General features: G+C 56.6%; 14 protein-coding genes and 3 pseudogenes. 5 read left to right on the top strand and 12 right to left on the bottom strand.

What is annotated here, in order from left to right; translation table 11 throughout:
* Nucleotides 1–25 precede the first annotated feature (25 nt).
* Both AC07VG_RS12240 and AC07VG_RS12235 read left to right on the top strand, forming a co-directional pair.
* Entirely contained in the window at nucleotides 26–916 is an 891-nt protein-coding gene (locus tag AC07VG_RS12240) for a transporter (protein ID WP_495021222.1), read from the top strand.
* Nucleotides 917–1012: 96 nt separating this feature from the next.
* A complete protein-coding gene (locus AC07VG_RS12235) occupies nucleotides 1013–2839 on the top strand; it encodes a sigma-54-dependent Fis family transcriptional regulator (RefSeq protein WP_495021221.1) in 1827 nt (608 codons plus the stop codon).
* 99 nt (nucleotides 2840–2938) lie between these two features.
* Here AC07VG_RS12235 and AC07VG_RS12230 read toward each other — a convergent pair whose 3' ends face one another.
* The 8 genes and pseudogenes from AC07VG_RS12230 to AC07VG_RS12195 all read right to left on the bottom strand — a co-directional run bounded on the left by AC07VG_RS12230 (nucleotide 2939) and on the right by AC07VG_RS12195 (nucleotide 9626).
* Nucleotides 2939–3676, bottom strand: a complete 738-nt coding sequence (locus AC07VG_RS12230) for an alpha/beta fold hydrolase (protein ID WP_495021220.1) — start codon at nucleotides 3674–3676, stop codon at nucleotides 2939–2941.
* 97 nt (nucleotides 3677–3773) lie between these two features.
* Entirely contained in the window at nucleotides 3774–4781 is a 1008-nt protein-coding gene (gene cydB, locus AC07VG_RS12225; protein WP_495021219.1) for a cytochrome d ubiquinol oxidase subunit II, read from the bottom strand.
* Between the two features lie 3 nt (nucleotides 4782–4784).
* On the bottom strand, nucleotides 4785–6185 hold the full coding sequence (locus tag AC07VG_RS12220) for a cytochrome ubiquinol oxidase subunit I (RefSeq protein ID WP_495021218.1): 1401 nt from the start codon (nucleotides 6183–6185) through the stop codon (nucleotides 4785–4787).
* A gap of 442 nt (nucleotides 6186–6627) precedes the next feature.
* A pseudogene (locus AC07VG_RS12215) lies at nucleotides 6628–7929 on the bottom strand (MSMEG_0569 family flavin-dependent oxidoreductase).
* A 55-nt stretch (nucleotides 7930–7984) separates the two neighbouring features.
* Entirely contained in the window at nucleotides 7985–8320 is a 336-nt protein-coding gene (locus AC07VG_RS12210) for an MSMEG_0570 family nitrogen starvation response protein (RefSeq protein ID WP_495021217.1), read from the bottom strand.
* A gap of 1 nt (nucleotide 8321) precedes the next feature.
* Nucleotides 8322–8828 carry an AIR synthase-related protein gene (locus tag AC07VG_RS12205; RefSeq protein ID WP_495021216.1) on the bottom strand — a complete coding sequence of 169 codons (507 nt, stop codon included), beginning with the start codon at nucleotides 8826–8828 and terminating at the stop codon, nucleotides 8322–8324.
* An 80-nt stretch (nucleotides 8829–8908) separates the two neighbouring features.
* On the bottom strand, nucleotides 8909–9340 hold the full coding sequence (locus AC07VG_RS12200) for an AIR synthase related protein (protein ID WP_495021215.1): 432 nt from the start codon (nucleotides 9338–9340) through the stop codon (nucleotides 8909–8911).
* Nucleotides 9333–9626: an MSMEG_0567/Sll0786 family nitrogen starvation N-acetyltransferase gene (locus AC07VG_RS12195; RefSeq protein ID WP_495021214.1), complete on the bottom strand. Its 294-nt coding sequence runs from the start codon at nucleotides 9624–9626 to the stop codon at nucleotides 9333–9335. Before AC07VG_RS12195 ends, AC07VG_RS12200 begins: the two co-directional genes overlap by 8 nt.
* A gap of 26 nt (nucleotides 9627–9652) precedes the next feature.
* Between AC07VG_RS12195 and AC07VG_RS12190 the strand changes: the two are divergent.
* Together AC07VG_RS12190 and AC07VG_RS12185 are read left to right on the top strand one after the other, a co-directional pair.
* Nucleotides 9653–10135 (top strand): annotated as a pseudogene (locus AC07VG_RS12190) (cobalamin B12-binding domain-containing protein).
* A gap of 101 nt (nucleotides 10136–10236) precedes the next feature.
* Nucleotides 10237–10569 carry a methyl-accepting chemotaxis protein gene (locus AC07VG_RS12185; RefSeq protein ID WP_495021213.1) on the top strand — a complete coding sequence of 111 codons (333 nt, stop codon included), beginning with the start codon at nucleotides 10237–10239 and terminating at the stop codon, nucleotides 10567–10569.
* 118 nt (nucleotides 10570–10687) lie between these two features.
* On the opposite strand, the gene AC07VG_RS12180 is transcribed toward AC07VG_RS12185, so the two are convergent.
* Nucleotides 10688–10921 carry a DUF2790 domain-containing protein gene (locus tag AC07VG_RS12180; RefSeq protein WP_495021212.1) on the bottom strand — a complete coding sequence of 78 codons (234 nt, stop codon included), beginning with the start codon at nucleotides 10919–10921 and terminating at the stop codon, nucleotides 10688–10690.
* 318 nt (nucleotides 10922–11239) lie between these two features.
* Between AC07VG_RS12180 and AC07VG_RS12175 the strand changes: the two are divergent.
* Nucleotides 11240–11533, top strand: a pseudogene (locus AC07VG_RS12175) (helix-turn-helix domain-containing protein); the annotation flags it as partial.
* 96 nt (nucleotides 11534–11629) lie between these two features.
* On the opposite strand, the gene AC07VG_RS12170 reads toward AC07VG_RS12175, so the two are convergent.
* From AC07VG_RS12170 to AC07VG_RS12160, 3 genes are all read right to left on the bottom strand, one after another.
* Nucleotides 11630–12877 carry an OprD family porin gene (locus AC07VG_RS12170; RefSeq protein WP_495021211.1) on the bottom strand — a complete coding sequence of 416 codons (1248 nt, stop codon included), beginning with the start codon at nucleotides 12875–12877 and terminating at the stop codon, nucleotides 11630–11632.
* A gap of 158 nt (nucleotides 12878–13035) precedes the next feature.
* A complete protein-coding gene (locus AC07VG_RS12165; protein ID WP_495021210.1) occupies nucleotides 13036–14532 on the bottom strand; it encodes a benzaldehyde dehydrogenase in 1497 nt (498 codons plus the stop codon).
* Between the two features lies 1 nt (nucleotide 14533).
* Nucleotides 14534–15880, bottom strand: a complete 1347-nt coding sequence (locus tag AC07VG_RS12160) for an MFS transporter (protein ID WP_495021209.1) — start codon at nucleotides 15878–15880, stop codon at nucleotides 14534–14536.
* Nucleotides 15881–15932: the final 52 nt, after the last annotated feature.

Raw genomic sequence — 15932 nt, 5'->3', positions numbered from 1 at the left:
TAACAAGAAAAAAAGGAATCTCTTCGTGCGTATCCTCTCCCCAAAGACCTTGGGTATGCTGGCGCTCGCGCTAAGTTCGACAAAAGCTCTGGCCGTCGACGTTAATGCTGGCGACTACACCGCCCTGCCCGCCGGTACGAATGTCGCGGCCTGGTATCAGCAATATAGCCATGCGGATCGTTTCAACGCTGATGGTGCGCCCGATAACCGGCGGGATACCAGTCTGAAGTCGAACATCAGTATCCTGCGATTGATCCACTTTATGGATATCGGCGGTATGACCATCGATCCGCAAATACTGCTGCCCTTTGGCCATGTGTATGACGCACGCATTGCAGGCCAGTCATTGGGTAGCGCCAATGGTCTGGCCGACCCGATCATCGGCGCCACCTTCTGGCTGGTCAATCAGCCAGCCGCCGGGGTTAGTGGCCGCTACTTCGGAATTACCCCGCTGCTATACCTGCCCTGGGGCCACTATGACAAACACGACACACTGAACCTTGGCGAGAACCGTTTTAAGGGCGATTTGCAGTTGGGTTGGGTGGAGCCACTGTGGGGTAAAGTGTCCATGGAGCTGTACGGTGATGCCGTGGCGTATGGGCATAACGATGATGCAGGCACCGACAACCAGACGCTCAAACAAGACCCCACTTATCAGCTGCAAGGCAACTTGCGCTACGACTTCAATCCGACCCAACGCATAGCCCTGGGTTATAGCGTCAGTACCGGTGGCAAACAGTATCTGGATGGTCAGTACACCGGGCAAAAAACCGAGGTGCAGCAAGTGCGCGCTGAGTACCAGCAAATGGTCGGGCGTACTGTGCAGCTCAGTGCGCAGCTAACCCATGACATCAATGTGGTAGGCGGTTTTCAGGAGGATGTAGGCGTCAACCTGAGGGCACTGCTGCTGTTTTGACCTTGACGTTGATTTAGCGAAGGTATAGATCAGAGTGTGCCGTGACCAGCCTGTAGCTACCAACGGCACGACTCCAACCAATGAAAAGGTGTCTCGATGGATGCCCACACCCTGCACGATCAACAACGCCTGGTAATTGCCCGCCAGCGTTTCGTCGAAGGTGTCGCCCTGCCCTCCAATCTTCTGCCAAACACCATCGCTAACTCCTGGGAACGATCACGTGAAGCGGGCCTGCTGCCCTGGCAATCCTGGCTGGCAGAGCAGGATGAGAGTCTGCTGCCGCTTGATGAGACCGACCAACAACTTGCGCAATGCGTGCAACCAGAAATCGACCGACTTTGGCAACAGATCGGCGGCGCCTCATGGACAATTTTCTGCGTTAACCCGCGAGGTGTCATCGTCCATGCTCGTCAGACGCACACACTCGGCGGGCCACTGCTGCCGTTGCAAATTGGACGCCGTATTCAGGAGGCCGACATTGGTACCACCGCGCCCAGCTGCACATTGGCCGAAGGCGTTCCGATGGTACTGATCGGCAACCAGCATTATCTCAGCGATTTCGAGCATTTCTTTTGCGTGAGCGTGCCCATCCGGGGTTTGCAGGGGAAAGTGATTGGCGCGCTGGACATCACCGGGATCGGCGACCGTCAGGCCGGTGCTGTATTGGAACAATTAAGTCACGCGGCGATGGCAGCCGAAAATCGCTTGTTTACCACTCTGGGCGATTACCGGATCCTATCGCTGCAGCATGACCCACGACTGTTGGGGACGCCGTTACAAGGCCTCCTGGCAGTTGACCATACAGGCTGCATTCAAAACGCCAATCGTGCTGCCCAGCGATTGTTGGGACTTGAACAATTTCGACCCGTCGGCAAGCGCCTGGATCACCTGTTCGAAGAGAGCAGCGCAATCGATCTGCACCGAACACCACAGCAATTGACCCTCAGCGACGGCACTCGGTTGTATGCACAGGTGATCGAGCAACGTCGAGAATCAACTGCACAACACATCTCCCCCCCGCTCCTTTCCGTATCCGTACTGGGCGCCGACCCTCAGCTCAATCGTCAGTTGGATAACGCCCGCAAGGCCTTCGCTGCGGGCGTTCCCATTTTGCTTCAGGGTGAAACGGGAACCGGTAAAGAGGTATTCGCCCGTGCTTTACATGATCAATGGAACGCCCAAGCGCCCTTCGTTGCGATCAACTGCTCGGCGATCCCGGAAAGCCTGATAGAGGCTGAGCTTTTCGGTTATGTGGAAGGCACCTTCACTGGTGCGCGCAAAGGTGGGGCCAGTGGACAGCTGGAAGCTGCACATGGCGGAACCCTGTTACTCGATGAAATCGGTGATATGCCTGCAGCGCTGCAAACCCGTTTATTGCGGGTGCTCCAAGAGCGCGAAATCACTCGTCTGGGCAGTACGACACGGCACGCTTTGGACGTGCGGGTGATCAGTGCCACCCATTGCGATCTGCAGCAATGCATAGTTGAACAGCGTTTTCGTGAAGACCTCTATTACCGCCTCAATGGCCTGCAAATCAGTTTGCCGGCCTTGCGTGAGCGTCAGGACCTGAACACTTTGATCGACCGCCTGCGTCAACGCTACGCTGCGCCACCGCTGGAGCACCAGGCGTTACTGGCTCTGCACCGCCAGACTTGGCCAGGGAATATTCGTCAACTGGAACAGACATTGCGCCTTGCGGCGGCGCTGGCCAGTGACGAGCCGATGATACTGCTGGAACACCTGCCAGCCGCTATGCAAGTCGAGGGTAAGCAGCAAAGACGGTGCGACTTGCAGGATACCGTGCGCCGCACCGTCGAATCAGCGCTGCAGGCCAATGCTGGAAATATCTCCGCAACTGCCAGCCAACTCGGTATTTCCAGGACCACGCTGTACAAGAAGCTGGGGGCAAATCACCAGAGTTGAGTAACCTGCATCACGATAGGTTTCACGCCTTCCAGACCTCGATCTACACATGAGCAGCGCAAGATAAGCTAGGTGCTCAGTCTGGGAGTGTCGCCCCTCTTAGTGCGCGTCGGGAGCAGCCCTCAACACCAGCAAATCAACGAGCTCCCCTGGCACAGAAAGAAATGGTTCGTGGCCGCTCTCCAGGGAAAAGACATTGCTGATTCCGGCACGCTTGGCCATGAGAACCTGAAGCTCAGGGTGAAGTACCCGGTCCTTGCGGCATTGGATATAGTCCTTCGATAGCTGCTCGAAGTCCGCTGTCAAAGCCGCAGGGGTGATGATCGGCTCGAGAGCCTGAGGACGAAATCGCGGAACGGCCTGGCGAATAACGTCCGGCGTACAATCATTCAGAAAGGTATCTGCGATATTACTCGGAATCAGTCGGGATGCTAATCCGTTGTCAACCATTTCCATTTGGGGACCGCCGCCGTTGGGTACATGACCCTCAGAGGCCAAAGTAGCCACTGACTCGCCGGAGCGCGGCAGGAAGGCACAAACATATATCAACCGCGCGAACAGCTCAGGTGCAAGCGACGCAGCGGCAGTAATGGCAGCACCACCCATGCTATGCCCGACCAATACCAATCTTTCTGACTGCATTGCTCGAGCCTCAGCGACAATTGCTTCGGCATAGCCCGCGAGCGTCACCTCTGTTATGGGGGTTCGGTCATTGCCGCTACCGGGCAGATCAAGTGCGCGCGTTCGGATCCCTCGACGCTCCAACAGGCCCGTTACCTCTTCCCAGACCCAGGCCCCCTGCCAGGCGCCATGGATCAGCAGAATACTCGTCTTCATACTATTGCTCCTGTATGGCCGTGATACCGAACGGTTTTGATTGTTCATCACAGCCTTTTCAAGCTCACCGAACCTCTGTTCGCCGAGCACTTTTGGTTTAGTGGTAACCATCCTCATGGCGGACTTTGCCGCGGAATACGTAGTAGCTCCAGAATGTGTATCCCAGAATGAATGGCAGGATGAACAACGCTCCCACCAGCATAAAGCCTTGGCTTTGCGCGGGTGCAGAGGCCTCAACGATAGAGATAGAAGGCGGAATAATATTTGGCCACAGGCTGATACCCAATCCGCTATAGCCCAGGAAGACCAGGGCCAGGGTCAAGAGGAACGGTGCATAGTGCGCTTTGCGAGATACGGCGCGCAGAAGCACGCCGACCGTCGCCAGTACCAGCATCGGTACCGGTGCAAACCACAACAGGTTGGGCATCGAGAACCAACGTCCTGCGATCTCACTGTGCACTAACGGCGTCCAGATACTCACCACAGCAATCACTACTAGCAGGACCAGAACCAAAGGGCGGGCCAGCATCTGCATGCGCTCTTGCAGCCGGCCTTCGGTCTTCATGATCAGCCATGTACACCCGAGCAATGCATAAGCCACCACCAGCCCCAAGCCACAGAACAGACTGAATGGCGTCAGCCAATCCAGTTCACCGCCAGCATATGTGCGGTTTATCAGCGGAAAACCATCGATGAAGGCGCCCAGGGCGACACCTTGGAAAAAACTCGCGACCATCGAGCCGCCGATGAAAGCCTTGTTCCAAATATGGCGTTTTTCGGCACGTGCCTTGAAACGAAACTCAAAGGCGACACCACGAAATATCAAGCCCACCAGCATCAGTACCAAGGGCAGATACAATGCCGACAGAACCACCGCGTAAGCCAGTGGGAAGGCGCCAAACAGCGCCGCACCTCCGAGCACCAGCCAGGTCTCGTTACCGTCCCATACCGGGGCGACCGTGTTCATCATGACATCACGGTCTTTCTCGCTTTTGATAAAGGGAAACAGAATCCCTATCCCCAGATCAAAACCATCCATGACCACGTACATCATGATTCCGAAGATAATGATAATTGCCCAAATGAGCGGTAGATCAATTCCCATGACTCAGTTCTCCTCATCGGCGGCAGACAGCGGCCGAGCGGGTGTCTGTGACTGCCCTGGACCTCCATGAGACGCATGATCGGCATAAACCTGAGGACCTTTGCGTACCAGACGCATCATGTAGCCAAGCCCCGTACCGAACAGCGCAAAATAAACCACCACGAATATCAGCAGGGTCGCAGTCAGTTGCTGGACACTGTGTATGGCGACCGCATCGGTGGTACGCATCACGCCATAAACCACCCACGGCTGACGGCCCGCTTCAGTGGTGATCCAGCCTGCCAACAACGCGATCAAGCCCGACGGCCCCATCCACAAAGCCAGATACAGGAACGGGCGGCACTGATAGAGCGTGCCACGGCTGCGCAGCCACAGGCTCCAAAGGCCTACTGCGATCATTAGCATTCCCAGACCCGCCATCACTCTGAAAGTCCAGAAGACGATCATGGCGTTGGGACGATCTTCAGGCGGGAATGACTTCAATGCCGGGATTTGTCTGTCGAGGCTATGGGTCAGAATCAAGCTACCCAGGTAAGGAACTTCCAGCGCAAAACGGGTTTTTTCTGCTTTCATATCAGGCAGACCGAACAGGATCAGCGGCGTTGGTTCATTCCCTTCGTTTTCCCAATGCCCTTCTATCGCGGCAATTTTCGCCGGTTGATACTTCAAGGTATTGAGTCCGTGCATATCGCCAATCACAACCTGCAATGGCGCGACGATCAGCGCCATCCACATCGCCATCGACAACATTCTGCGGATCGCCGGATTGTTTCGTCCGCGCAGCAGATGCCAGGCAGCAGAGGCACCCACAAAAAAGGCTGTAGCGACAAATGCAGCTGTCGCCATATGCATCAAACGATAAGGAAATGAAGGATTGAAGATCACAGCGAACCAATCGACCGGAACCACCTGGCCATTGACCACCTCATAACCTTGCGGTGTCTGCATCCAGCTGTTGGAAGCCAGGATCCAGAAAGTTGAAATAAGGGTACCGATGGCCACCATTACCGTGGCAAAAAAATGCAACCTGCGCCCGACACGATTCCAACCAAACAGCATAACCCCGAGGAAACCTGCTTCCAGGAAGAACGCGGTCAGCACCTCATAGGTCAGCAACGGCCCGGTGATGGAACCGGCAAAATCAGAGAAACGACTCCAGTTGGTACCAAACTGATAGGCCATGACCAAGCCGGAGACCACGCCCATACCGAAATTGACCGCGAATATCTTCGACCAGAAGTGGTACAGGTCACGGTAGGTATCGTCACGAGTCTTCAGCCACAGGCCTTCGAGCACCGCCAAATAACTGGCCAGGCCAATAGTGATGGCGGGAAAGATGATATGGAAGGAAACGGTAAAGGCGAATTGGATTCGGGCGAGATCAATCGCCTCTAGGGCTGACATAGAACATCCTCAGACTGATAAAGCGGCCACCGGAATACCAGTGCCATCGGCCCCCAACCGGGATACTGTTTATTGAAGTTATGCACACGAGGAACAGGGGATGTTAAGTGGCGAAATACTGCTTCATCACAACCCATGAGAGGCACACCATAGGCTGCGTCGTTTCGACCTTCCCGGGTCAAAGCTTCTGATCGAGCGATACGCGCCTCTCGAGCAGGGCATTCCTTTATCGGAGAATATCCTCTAAAACTGGGCTGCATAACAGCGTCAGATAGGGTTAAAAAATACATATCAGATACAGGTAAAAGCCCGCTTTTGATGCTCCAATCACAGTAGCCATTCTTATCAGCATTTACAGGCGCTGAGAGTTGATAAGTCAGGTGCAAGCAACACCTGACTTATCACTATTCCGATCAGAAATAGCCACACGTATCAGGTTCGCCTACCTGGAAGCGGAGCGCCGCAACTGCGCAGTCAATTCAGCCCGAGAATCGACAATATGCTCAACCAGATACTGCGCATCCCGCGCGACCCCGGAAAAACGCCCGGAGCCCCAGGTGTACAGCCACGGCAACCCGAGGAAGTACAAACCCGTCTACGCCGTGACCCCACGCTGGTGGCCCGGATGACCACGACCGTTGAACACAGGGGCTTCTACCCAAGTGAAATCTGGGGTGAAGCCAATGCACCAGATGATGCTGGTGATGCCCTGCACTTGCAGGTCCAGTTCACTGCGCTCCTGCTCGGGCGTCCAGACCGGCTCATAACGCTCACCGGCTGGAGCGACAATCGAGTGTTGCTCGATGTATTTATCGATCGATGCGTTGATCCGGTTGTAGACCGCGTCAGCGCTGTCCAGGCTCTCGCCCAGGTTGCAGGAAAACTGCAAGCGATTGCCTTCCAACCCCTCAAGACGACCAAATAATTCCATACCTTCGCGAGCAAAAGTGCGCAGGTCGATATCGCGCCCCCCATCTCGGCCGGTGACGTAGTGGTTGGTGTTGTCGCGCACGCCTTCACGTAGCGGATGGGTATCAACGCCGATATCGTAGTAGCCCATTTCCGCCAGCCAATCGACCACGTCCTTGCCACGGTAAAAGCGCGCGCAACGTGGCGCATCGCCGACCGCCAGATAGACCTTGCGCCCGGCCAGGTGCAGGTCCTCGGCAATCTGCGCGCCTGATTGCCCTGAACCGACTACCAGTATATTGCCAGCGGGTAAAGCCTGTGGGTTGCGGTATTGCTCGGAGTGAGTCTGATGGATGCCCGCTGGCAGACGCTCGGCCAGGCGCGGGATGATCGGCGTGTGATAGCCGCCCGACGCGACAATCACCTGATCGGCAGTGAACTCGCCTTGCGAGGTGTGTATCTCGAAACCACCAACGGCTCGGGGGACCACGCGCTGCACCGCGACACCTTCACGGACCGGGGCATTGACCGATTTGACGAACCCGGCCAGGTACTCGTTGATCTGATCCTTCTTCATGAAACCGTGAGGATCGCTGCCGTTGAAGCCGTCGGTATAGGTATAACCCGGTAAAGCGCATTGCCAATTGGGCGTTACCAGACTGAAGGCATCCCAGCGCTGATTGCGCCAGGTGTGGGTCAGGCTGTGCTTTTCCAGCACCAGATGATCGATGTCCTGTTGTTGCAGGTAGTAGCTGGCGGATAACCCGGCCTGACCGCCGCCGACGATGATCACACTGTGGTGTGGAGGTTTGACTGTAGTGAGGTGACTAGCCATAGGGTGCTCCGGTATATTATGAAAAAATAAGGGTTGAAGGGGAAAGACCGTTGAATCAGAACGAACTCCAGCCCGCGCTAATCATCTGGCCTACACCTTCGGTACGCATGCAGAGAACGTCCACCTCACCAGTCTCGAACAGCTCGCCTTCGAGATAACTGGCCTGCCCCTTGAGCGAACTCAATGTGTCCATAGCCGAGCTGCAATAGAAGCCCTTGACCTGCTTGACCCGCTCCGAGGCGCTGTTCAAGGCGCTCTCCACGCGCAGCAGAAACTCGGCCAGCGGGTAACTGGCCCCCTCTTCCAGGTGTTGATAAATCACGGTCGACGGCGAATAGCCTGTCGCTTCCTTGCCATTGGGCCAGCGGACCTTGAAGTTGACGGCGGGCATGTCAGTTCTCCTGTTCGGTGAGTGTCAAAGGGCTGAGATCGAGATGGGGGTAGCTGAAGCCGGTAAATGCCTGCTCGCGCAGATTCCAGAACTCATCGTGCTGCTCACCGGCGCGGACCCGCAGCGAGCCACTGGCGTTGACCTGGCCGATGCGTTCGCAACGCACACCTTCGAAGGCGAAAGCGGCCTGGACCTCGTTCCAGTCCCCTCCCTCCAGGGTCATCACAAAGCCATAGCTGGGGAACACTTGCAGCCAGCGCTCAAGATCGGCATCTGCTGGGCGTGACAGGGCCTGCAGATCAATGGTCGCGCCGCAGCCGGTGGTTTCCAGCAGCATCAGCAGGCTGCCCAGGACCCCGGCATTGCTGATGTCTTTGGCCGCCCGCAGCAAGCCGGCTTCGGCCAGTTGCGGCAACACTTCAAGCTTGCTGCGCAGGCGCTCGGCTGGCACGCCTTCGAAGGCTTTCCAGTAGGTGCTGCCGGCATGCCAATCACCTTGCAGATCCACCCCTGACCGGGTGCCACGTGCAGCGTGGACAGCAGTGTGTGGGCGATACCGGTGATCGCCACCGCCAGCGCGGTCGGGTTTTACGCAGCGAGGCTGGTATACCCTCCGGCCAGTAACAAACCGTAGGCTTCGCAAGCGGCACGGATACCGGCCAGCACCTGCTGCGCCGCAGCGCTATCGTGATGCCAGTAGGCATTGACCGTTGCTGTGGCGCGGCCACCCATGGCGGTGATGTCGCTGACATTGGCCATGACCGCCGACCATACGGCGAACCACGGTGCTGCTTGAACGAAGGCTGGCAACATGCCTTCGATGGCCAGCAACTGGAAATAATCGCCGCAGGCAATGGCCGCCGTGTCATCGCCTGGCAGCGCGTAAAGTTGCTCACGAGTGAGCGTCTGTTTTACCTGACCAATGACGGCCGCTGGCTGCTGAATCGCCTGCTTGGCGCGTATCGCTGGAGTACAGCGCAACGTGTCGAGCTGCGCCGACAGATCAAGAGCTTCAGTCATGACGGGCGACCTTCAGCGCACGCAGAGAGACCTGGCGCTGCATCAATGGGTAGCTCGACAACCGCGCCTGCATCAGGCAATGAGGCCGTCCAAGCAACTCCATATGTTCAAGGGTTTGCCAGCGCAGACCATGGAAGTACCTTTCGTTCTGTGCCTGCACCGTGGCGCGAAATATCTCGCAGCCCAGCTCCTTGGCTCGCGACACCGCTTCGTTGACCAACGCCTTGCCGATCATGCTGTGGCGCCGATAGGCCTGGGCCACACACAAGCGCCCGCCAAACCACAACCCAGAGTGAGAGCCCGGGCTGGGCGCTGGTATGCGCTCGCATCTCGACCTTTGTTGCTCACCATAGTCGGCCGCCCAAGGTTCTGCTAACCAAGCTGGGGCAAGATGGGCATGACCGCGGAATTCGACTGATGGCCGCGGCGCTGGCCGATGCCGGTTTCGAGGTGCGCCTTCTCCCCATGTTCCAGACGCCGGTTCAGTTACTGGAATCACTGGATGAAGAAAACTAGGTGGATCTGGTTGGTATTTCGAGTCTGGCTGGGGCGCACAACGAGTTACTCACTGAGCGGATGGATCTGTTGGGCGAACGCAAGCTCGACATACCGATGGTTGTGGGGGGAATCATTCCAGATGCTGACGCGCGTCGATTGCTGGATTTAGGGGTCAAGGCATGTTTCGGCCCTGGCCAGGATGTGATTGAAATCATTGAACAGCTGGTCGATCTGCTCGACACTTGTTTGAGCGCGCGGTATCGGAGGATTTCATCCCAGGAGTGGCCAACTCTTTGATTTGAATAATCCATTGGTCGACAAGAGCATGTTGTTCGGTTATGACCTGCAAGGTTTGGGGTGCATCGCTAATGATATTAGCGGGTGCGGGCGTCTTTCTGATGGTTGAATTCGACAGCGTTAAGTTGTTGTATGCGGCACCCATCAACATTTTGCTGCTGGTCATAACAGTGCTCTATCACCGACAGCCCACAGTCTCATTGGAGATCGCAGGAGGCGATCATGGTCGTGGATTTGCTGTTGTCGCAGATGAAATTCGAAATCTATCTCGACAAGCTGCAGACTCCAGCTTTCAGATTCGTCAGATAGCTACCGGTTTGGAGAAGCCGGCAGACAACACGCATCAAGGGATCGAACTGCTAACCGATTCGACCCGGCTGGGCATGAAAACGGACGAGACTGCGCTACAGTCATTGGGTGAACTGTGTAGGTAGCAGCGCCATAGCAAGGGTCGAAGTCATGGAGTGCATCATGCGGTGGTTAGCGAGCTTCCATGAATTAGCAACACAAACAACCCGAATGGTCGCTTGAAAAGTGGGGCTGTTCAATACGTTAAGCGCCTGAGCAGGTGCCCATCACCTGATACGTCACGCTATGGGTTTCGCCCTGATGGTCGATGTAGACCATCGTTGCAGGTACCACGTCACAAGCCGTTGATGTTGGTGTTACAGAAATCACTTTGGCGATGTCCAGATCTTGGTCACCGCGATACTGATCTACGGGTTCGTTGGCTGCCATCGCTGCAGTAGCAGTGATCGCCAGAATTACGCCGAGTAAAATTTTCATCATGTCTTCCCCTCTCATTTGGTGATGGCTTAATTCTACTCCTGTGTTGGTTTCGATAAAGGGGACGTTAATTGATACAGCCTTACAAAAAACGCAACAGTCTGCACCGTTGGGAAAACTATGGACTTGTATAACTGCATGAGAACATTTGTCCGAGTCGAGGAGACTGGAAGTTTCACCGTCACGCCTAATGCCCTAGACTTTCAACTGCGCAGGGATCTCGACTGGTTAGTGGCAAACGACTCTCGACATTGGAAGTGAAGTTCAGCATACGCAATATGGCATGATCGAGCGGACTCCGACCGAGCCCCGTTACGCGTGAACACGCAGAAACCCTCGCGCTTCCTGACGAGCTCCGACGACCCCGTGCTTGACCTGATAACCTGGAGCAACCGGAAGAGGACTGATCTGCGAGCGGGTCGCACAGAATCTGCAACGTCTGCGGGGTAAGCGTCATCTGCCCCTCGCCGCCTTGGCCCGGCAGTGCGGTGTGAGCCGGGCAATGCTGTCGCAGATCGAGTCCGGTCGCAACGTGCGCTCCATCAAAGTGCTGTCCAAAATCGCCAAGGCTTGAAGCTATCAGCAGCAGCCTTTCTAAAACATCGGGTTTTGCCCCTTACGACTGGATCAAGCGCAGCCTCGTTAAACGATTATTGGCAGTCCACTGGAGAACCGGCGATCATCTGCCGATCATCAACACAGTTATGCCTACCAGAACTTCCATGTGTAAGTTGTGATCAGCCGGTTCTCATCGAAGTCGGCACCGTAGCGCGTCTTCACCTTGATGTTGCGCCCCTCGACACCCAGCCCTTGAAGCGGACCATTCTGCACCACATAAGACATGACGAAGTTGCGTTCGCTCTCGACGTTATCCGCAAGGTTAGCTCCAGGGTTGATGTCAACGCCGCGTAGATAGCGGGTCATGAACTTAAGGCCCGGAACACCCAGCGCGGCGAAATCGTAGTCATAACGCGCTTGCCAGGAGCGCTCGCTCGCTTTGTAGAAAGCGACGGTCGACCAGTTCACAAGATAAGGCTGCGGCGCATAGCCATTGAGTAACGGGAAGGCGTCGTCACCGAACATGCGTTGATAAGCGAGCGTGTAGGTATTTCCTCCTTTTCTCAGCGCTGTCATAAAGCCCAGCGATCGGTTATCGAGGTCACCCGACAGCTGCTTCCCCTCCTCGCGACTGTTGTAGTAACGGACATCGTTCTTGAGGCTATAACCGTCCCCAAAATTCAAGGTGTACGCGAGTCCGAGGTAATGTTGCTGGTAGATGTCTTCCAGTTGGCCGAAGTAATAGGTGGCGTTGAGCGCAGGGGTAAAGTCGTAACGCGCACCGGCGAAATTGAGTCCGTCGCTGCTCTGGGCAGGACTCTTGCCGAACAGGTAGATGTCTTCCCGATTGGATGATTCGCGCGTGGATATCTTCCAGAATCTACCGGCGTTCAAGGTCAGTTTCGACCACTCCCGGGACTCAATGGTTGCCCCTTCAAAGGTGGTAACCAGCTGTCTGGAGTCATCCATGTAGGCCACAGGTAAGGTTGGGCGTAGCTCGCCCACGCGGACTTCGGTGTTGGACATCCGCACTTTGGCGGTCAGGCCGGCACGACCATAGTCACGAACCGGTTCGCCCTTGCTGTTATCGAAGGGCAACACGGTGTCCGGCCCCCGCCCTCCGCCGCCATCGAGCCGATAGGCAAACTGTCCGGCGGCGTCCAGGCCAAACTGGATCGGGCCATCGGTATAACCCGACTTGAATTGCAAATCGAAGCCCTGGCTCCAACTGCCGACACGAGACTTGGGGGCATTGCTCTGCTTGAAGTCCCTGTCGACGTAAAAGTTGCGCAAGCCGAGGTTGAGATGACTGTCCTCAAGGGCATCAGCCTTCACTGCGGGAGCGATTACGAAGGTCAACAAAGAGCCCAAAGTACCAAGACGAACAGAAGCTTTCATGATGCATATTCCTTTCTTATTGTTGTTCTGCAAAAACTGAAATGCAGCGCACAGCCGAACCCCTGCAAATAGCGCAAGGCTTCGCCGGACTCACTCATGTATTTGTATAAAGGGCGCAATCGCAGCGATTGCGCCGCCCCCAGCGACAGGAAAGCGCGCTAGAACGGGTACTGGACTGGATCGTTCATCAGGCTGACCCACTGACGCTCGGTAAATTCATCAAAGTTCGCTGGGCCGCCATAACGACCACCGTAACCGGAAATCCCCATGCCGCCAAAAGGCACCTGGAATTCGTTGTTAACCGTCTGGTCGTTCACATGCACCATGCCGCTGTGAATACGCCCTGCCCATTCATAGCCGCGCGTGGCATTGGCGGTATGAATGGCAACCGCCAATCCGTATGGCGACGCATTGACCAGCGCCAAGGCCTCCTCGATATCGTCGTACACGACGATGGGCGCGACCGGCCCGAAAATTTCGTCCTTGAACACCGGCATTTCCGGCGTAACGTCGATCAGTACGGTCGGCCGGTAACACAGATCCTGGTATTCCCCTCCTGTGACCAACGTCGCGCCCTGGCGGATGGCGTCTTGTACCAGGCCATGTACGCGGTCGCGCTGCTGGGCGTTGATCAGTGGTCCAAGTTGCACGGCCTGGGTAAAGGGGTTCCCACAGGCAAGACGCTCTGCCCTTTCCCTGAGTTTCTCGGTGTAGGCCGCGGCCACGCTGCGATGGACAATGTGCCTTCCTGCCTGCATGCAGATCTGCCCTTGGTGCAGGAACGAGCCCCAGGCACCTGACGAGCTGGCCGCATCGAGATCTGCGTCAGGGCAAACGATCAGGGCGTTGTTGCCTCCCAGTTCCAGCGAACACCGCTTGAGCAGTGCGCCGCAGGTTTCGGCAATCCTGCGCCCCACAGCCGTCGAACCGGTGAAGGCAATCATCTTCACAGAAGGGTCGCTGACCAGTGCAGAACCGGTTTCTGCAAGACCGGGAAGCACCTGGAACACCCCTTGCGGCACACCCGCCAGTTCGAACAAGCGTGCCAGCAGCAGACCGCCGATCACGCTGCTGAATTCCGAGGGTTTGAGTAGCACCGCATTACCCAGGGCGAGCGCCGGCGCAATCGAGCGCAAGGACAACAGCAACGGGAAATTCCAGGGAGAGATGACGGCAACGACCCCCATCGGCACCCGACGCCAGATATTGGTTCGCCCTGGCATGCTCGAGGGGAACACTTCGCCATTGGCTTGCATTGGCATGGCAGCGGCCATCTGCAACTGCTCGACGCAAACATTGAGCTCCCACTCGGCTTTGAAACGAGCACCGCCACACTCACGGATATTCCATTCGATGAAACTCTCGGCTTCCTGCTGCAGAAGTCGCGCCGCCTCTCGCAGTATCGCCGCGCGCTGATCGAAAGGCGTGGCCGCCCAACCCGACTGGGCTTGCCTGGCTCGCAGCCCGGCGCGCGCAACGTCCGCCGCACTGGCAATCCCTACGGTTGCCAGGCACTCACCAGTGGCGGGCTCATTCACCGGCATTTCGTTCTCGGCCGATTGCCAGGTTCCAGGATAAAAGCGCGCTTTCCAGCGTTGCTCGTCCATGAATTCGGCAATAGACGCATATTGATTTTGAAGGTTAGTGGTTGCCATATCAGACACCCTCCGTAGGGCGAGTTGGTGCTAGGGAAAGTGCAACCGGCTTCTGTGAGATCAACAACACGGCAATCACCGCGATCACTCCAGGAAGGGCGAAGACCAGGAAATTGTGCTCAAAAGGCAAACTCAGGCTGAACAGAAAGCCGCCCAGCAACGGCCCTGCCACGGCACCGCAGCGGCCAATCGCAGCAGCCATACTGACGCCGGTGGAACGAACCCGGGATGGGTAAAGATCAGCGGCCAAGGTATGCACTACAGAGAGGCAGCCCACGGTTGAACCGCCAGCGATCAGCAACAAGGCATAGAGCGTGGTCGCGTCCGGCTTGATGCCCAACATCGATATGGATACGGCAGCCAAGGCGAAGAACAGCGCCAGTGTCGCCTTGCACCCCCAACGATCGGCCAGCACGCCGCTGATCAAGGTGCCGATTAGGGAACCGACGTTCATCACCACCAGAAACACAATGCTGGAACCCAATGGATAGCCACCGCTACTCATCAGCTTCGGCAGCCAGGTGTTCAGGCCATACACCATCAACATGCACATGCCAAAGCTCAACCACAGCATCAATGTGCTGAACCCCCGGCCATCGCCGAACAACGCCGACAGCGACGTTTTGCCAGCGCCCACGTCAGCAGCCGACTCCAACACATAAGTCACAGAGCCAGTGGGATTGTGATCCGGGTTGATCCAACGCAACATCCTGGCGACCTCCTTCTGACGGTTACGATGCAACAGGTAGTCCACCGACTCGGGCAGGGTCTTGTAGAGCAACGGCAGGGACAGAAACGACAAGCCCGCGACGTAGAACGGCGAATGCCAGCCCAGATGCGGGATCAGATAGATACCTGCCAGGCCGGAAAAAAGCCCACCGATGGCAAAGAAACTGAGCATCAAGTTGATAAGGCGATTGCGGCATGAACCCGGCGACATCTCTTTGAGGATGGTCACCAGGTTGGGCACAACGCCTCCCAGCCCTGCGCCAGTGAGGAAACGGCACAAGGCGAAGCTGGTGGCGTCCGTGGCAAAGGCGTTGGACAGCGCTGCCAGGCTGAACAAGGCTACGCAGAAAAGGATGATGCGACGCCTGCCGAAGCGGTCGGCCTGCGTGCCCAGGGTGACTGCACCAAACATCATCCCGACCATGGAGCTGGCGCCCAACATGCCCGCCTCACCGGGTGTCAACGCCCACGCGGTCATCAGATGTGGCAGCACCGAACCGTAGATGACCAGGTCGTAGCCATCGAACATCATGATGAACGAGCACCAGAAAACCAGCAGGTAGTGGAACTTGTTAAGTCGTGCAGAATTGACGACTTCCAACGCATTAATTGAGCGCATACACGTTACTCTTATTATTGTCAGGGCCACGGCAGCAGGACTTGGCAGTACG

Source organism: Pseudomonas sp. GW821-FHT03C07 (assembly GCF_059420925.1).
The sequence above is the reverse complement of the archived record's forward strand: the minus strand, read 5'-3'. Positions and strand labels throughout refer to the sequence as shown.

Bases quoted from the DNA above. Each gene is read 5' to 3' on its own strand.
- AC07VG_RS12210 (WP_495021217.1), bottom strand. From the start codon at position 8,320: ATGCCCGCCGTCAACTTCAAGGTCCGCTGGCCCAATGGCAAGGAAGCG.
- cydB (WP_495021219.1), bottom strand. From the start codon at position 4,781: ATGGGAATTGATCTACCGCTCATTTGGGCAATTATCATTATCTTCGGA.
- AC07VG_RS12200 (WP_495021215.1), bottom strand. From the start codon at position 9,340: ATGACTGAAGCTCTTGATCTGTCGGCGCAGCTCGACACGTTGCGCTGT.
- AC07VG_RS12235 (WP_495021221.1), top strand. From the start codon at position 1,013: ATGGATGCCCACACCCTGCACGATCAACAACGCCTGGTAATTGCCCGC.
- AC07VG_RS12160 (WP_495021209.1), bottom strand. From the start codon at position 15,880: ATGCGCTCAATTAATGCGTTGGAAGTCGTCAATTCTGCACGACTTAAC.
- AC07VG_RS12220 (WP_495021218.1), bottom strand. From the start codon at position 6,185: ATGTCAGCCCTAGAGGCGATTGATCTCGCCCGAATCCAATTCGCCTTT.
- AC07VG_RS12170 (WP_495021211.1), bottom strand. From the start codon at position 12,877: ATGAAAGCTTCTGTTCGTCTTGGTACTTTGGGCTCTTTGTTGACCTTC.
- AC07VG_RS12180 (WP_495021212.1), bottom strand. From the start codon at position 10,921: ATGAAAATTTTACTCGGCGTAATTCTGGCGATCACTGCTACTGCAGCG.
- AC07VG_RS12230 (WP_495021220.1), bottom strand. From the start codon at position 3,676: ATGAAGACGAGTATTCTGCTGATCCATGGCGCCTGGCAGGGGGCCTGG.
- AC07VG_RS12165 (WP_495021210.1), bottom strand. From the start codon at position 14,532: ATGGCAACCACTAACCTTCAAAATCAATATGCGTCTATTGCCGAATTC.
- AC07VG_RS12185 (WP_495021213.1), top strand. From the start codon at position 10,237: ATGGTTGAATTCGACAGCGTTAAGTTGTTGTATGCGGCACCCATCAAC.